The 3,357-nt window shown below is 62.8% G+C and carries 4 protein-coding genes; 3 read left to right on the top strand and 1 reads right to left on the bottom strand.

Features of this window, described 5'->3' with window-relative positions; translation table 11 throughout:
* The 3 genes from VN887_15070 to VN887_15060 all read left to right on the top strand — a co-directional run.
* Nucleotides 1-524 (top strand): thiamine pyrophosphate-dependent enzyme (locus VN887_15070; protein ID HXT41329.1); only part of this gene is annotated, 524 nt, incomplete at its 5' end.
* 7 nt (nucleotides 525-531) lie between these two features.
* Complete coding sequence (locus tag VN887_15065; protein ID HXT41328.1) at nucleotides 532-1,497, top strand: transketolase C-terminal domain-containing protein; 966 nt, start codon at nucleotides 532-534, stop codon at nucleotides 1,495-1,497.
* A 4-nt stretch (nucleotides 1,498-1,501) separates the two neighbouring features.
* Entirely contained in the window at nucleotides 1,502-2,704 is a 1,203-nt protein-coding gene (locus VN887_15060; protein ID HXT41327.1) for a 2-oxo acid dehydrogenase subunit E2, read from the top strand.
* Nucleotides 2,705-2,855: 151 nt separating this feature from the next.
* Here the strand turns inward: VN887_15060 and VN887_15055 are convergent.
* The coding region (locus VN887_15055; GenBank protein ID HXT41326.1) for a Gfo/Idh/MocA family oxidoreductase at nucleotides 2,856-3,357 on the bottom strand (502 nt) is incomplete at its 5' end.

Raw genomic sequence — 3,357 nt, 5'->3', positions numbered from 1 at the left:
AGGCGGCGGTGGAACGACTGCCGCTGGTCCTCATCGTGGCCGACAACCAGTACGCGTATTCGACGCCGACGTCGCGCCAGTTTGCCTGTCGGGACCTGGTGGACAAAGCGATCGGCTACGGCGTTGAGGGCCACTCGGTGGACGGCACGGAGTTGTCCGCTTGCCTGGAGGTGGTTTCGGAGGCGGTGAAGCGCGCCCGGGGCGGAGCCGGGCCGCAAATGGTTGTAGCCAGGCTGCTGCGGCTCTGCGGACACGGCGAACACGATGATGCGGGTTACGTGGATCCTGCCCTGAAACTGTCGGCTGCCGGCCGTGATTGTCTGAAGGTTTCCGAGGAATACCTGCTCCGCAAGGACTGGGCGGACCGTCAGACCATCGAACTCTGGCGAAGCGAGGTGATTCAAAAAGTGGAGGAGGCTGTCGCCACGGTTCAACGGGAGCCCGTGCCCGATCCTTACATGGAGGAATGGCGGGCGCTGTCATCGCAACATCTTTTGGAAGCACGCGGTGAACCGCCGGATTGAAGCGAGCATGAGTATCACGTACCTGGAAGCCATCCGAGACGCGCAGGCGCGGGCGCTGGCCGAGGATCCGCGGGTGTTTATCTACGGCCAGGACGTGTCCGCGTTTGGAGGCGCGTTCAAGGCGACAAAAAATCTGGCCGGGGAATATCCGGGCAGGGTCATCGATTCGCCCATCAGCGAGGATGCAATGGTGGGGCTGGCCATCGGCGCGGCGATCGAGGGAATGCGTCCGATCATCGAAATGCAATTCGCGGATTTTTCCTCGGTCGGTTTCAACCAGATCATCAACCAGGCGGCGACGCTTTACTGGCGCACCAGGGTTCCATGCCCGATCACGATCCGGCTGCCGTGCGGCGGCACCTCGGGGAGCGGGCCGTTTCACAGTCAGAGGATGGAAGCCATTTATGCGCACTATCCCGGCCTGGTGGTTATGACGCCGGCCACGGTGGAGGATGCCTACAGCATGTTGCTCGAGGCCGTTGCCCTCGATGACCCGGTGATTTTCTGCGAACACAAGTATCTGTATTACCATCTGAAGGCGGAAAAACTGCCTGCCGCCGCCGTGCCGACCGGCAAAGCCCGCATTGCCCGCGTTGGGCGCGATCTGACCATTGTGGCTTACAGCGCGATGGTTCACGAGGCGCTGGCGGTTGCGGAGGAACTGGCCGGTGAAGGCACGGAAATTGAAGTCGTTGACCTGCGCTCGGTGAAACCGCTCGACACTGATACGGTCATGGCGTCCGTGGCGCGGACGGGCCGGTTGCTGTGCGTTGGAGAAGCGTGGCCCTGGGGTGGCGTCACCGCGGAGGTCATCGCGCGGGTGGCCGGCGAAGGGTTTGATTTGCTGGATGCTCCGCCGCAGCGGCTCAACGCAAAGGACACGCCCGTGCCCTACCATCCCAATCTCTGGGCCGCCCATCGCCCGACCGCCCGCAGCATTGCCGCCAGCGTGCGAAACCTTCTTCGAATGTAAGCGTATGCCACAAGTGCCCATCATCATGCCGCAGCTCGGCGAATCGATAGCCGAGGCGACGGTCATCAACCTGTTGGTCAAGGTCGGCGAAAAGGTCAACGCGGATCAGGACGTCATCGAGGTCGAGACCAACAAGGCGACGATGAACGTGACCTCGCCATGCGCGGGACGCGTGGAAAAACTGCTGGTGAAAACCGGCGAGAGCTATCCCGTCAGCGCCGTGCTCGGCTATCTGGAAGCCAGCACTGAAGACGCGGCACGGCTCGGCGGAGGGATGACTTCTCAGGCCGGGCTGAAAACCGGAAACACCGCGGCCGCCGACGACAAAATTTTGGGAGACGGGAAGCGGCAGCAGGTTGAACCGACCGTGCGCGGACTTCCCGTGCCGGCGCACGCCGCGGGAGCCAGCTACATGTCGGCGCGCATGAAGGCACGAATGACCGAGCTGGGGCTGCACGCGGCGGACCTGGCGGGCATCGCCGGGAGCGGCGCGGCCGGGCGCGTGACGATTCAGGACTTCGAAAAATTCCTCGCCAATCTCGAGCGGCACAAGTTAAGTCCGGCATCGACCATGCGCGTCGCCGTGGCCGACGCGATGCGCCGGAGCTGGACCCGGCCTCTGGCAACCGTCGCATTGCCGGTCTGCCTGGAGCCCATGCTCGCTCATCGCAAGGGCAGCGATCCCAAGCCCGGTCCAGCGCTGTATGCCTTGCGCGCGCTCGCGGTGGCGTTGTCGGAGAACAGCGCACCGGCCGGCCGGCTGGTGGGAAACAAGATCGTTCATCCGTCGGCGATTGATGTCGGCTTCGCCATCGAAGTGGAGGATGGCGTTCTCGTGCCGGTGATCCGCCACGCGGACAAACAGCCGCTCAAAGAAATGGTGGACCGCTACAATGAATTGGTGGAACTGGGGCGGCAACGGCGTTTGCCGGCCGATGCGACGGGCGGATCCATTGCCACGGTGACGAACTTCGGCACGTTCGGGCTCACCTGGGCGACCCCCATTCCATTGCCGGAACAAACCCTCGTGTTGGGGATGGGCGCCGGACGGCGCGTGCCGAGTTGGGACGAAGGCCGGGGCCAGTTTGTTCCAGTGACCGAGGCGAACCTGACGCTCAGCTTCGATCACCGGGTTCTCGACGGCGGCGCGGCGGGTCGTCTGCTGGCGCGCGTGGCCGCATTGTTGAACGAGCCCGAAAAACTCTGACCTGTGAAAATAATCGGAGCGGAGATTAATTGCACCACAAACACGCGGAGAACTTGGCCACGGATGAGCACAGATTCACACAGATGCGGTGGGGCGAGACTCCGGCGAGCCCATTCGCGGTGGCACGCGGGTCGCGTGCGTTCCCCAAGCCTTACTTTGGCTTGAAATGAATCCGCTTTCCCGTCCGCGCAGACTCATGGGCGGCGTCAAGAATCTCCACCACCGTCATGTTGACTGAAAGTGAAGACAGTCCCGACGGCGTGATTTCCTTCCGCGCCACTGCCGCAAGGTAGGAAATTGGATCGGCATCCGGACCCGACATCGCTGGCGGCGTGATTTCGGTCTCCTGGTTTTTGTCGGCGAATCGCACGCGTAACAGGTTCGAGCGCGGCACGAGCACGTAACCCGTGCGACCATAGATTTCCATATCCTTGCGGTCGAAAGGCCAGTTCCAGGATGCCTGTAGTATGGCCTGCGCTTTCGGATAGGTGATCACGATGGTCGCCTCATCCTCGACCTTCGGATAAACGTCCGGCTTGATATGCTGTGTCGTGGCAAACACGGACACGGGCCGTTGACCGTCCATGAACCACGTCGCCAGGTCCGCGCCGTAACAGCCAAAATCATTCAGCGCGCCCCCACCGTTCAGCACG

Source organism: Candidatus Angelobacter sp., assembly GCA_035607015.1.
Classification (GTDB): domain Bacteria; phylum Verrucomicrobiota; class Verrucomicrobiia; order Limisphaerales; family AV2; genus AV2.
Note: the sequence above shows the minus strand (reverse complement) of the source record. Positions and strands in the feature narration are given on the sequence as shown.

What these genes read in the sequence shown, in the direction of transcription:
- VN887_15065 (HXT41328.1), top strand. Translation starts at nt 532, where the DNA reads ATGAGTATCACGTACCTGGAAGCCATCCGAGACGCGCAGGCGCGGGCG.
- VN887_15060 (HXT41327.1), top strand. Translation starts at nt 1,502, where the DNA reads ATGCCACAAGTGCCCATCATCATGCCGCAGCTCGGCGAATCGATAGCC.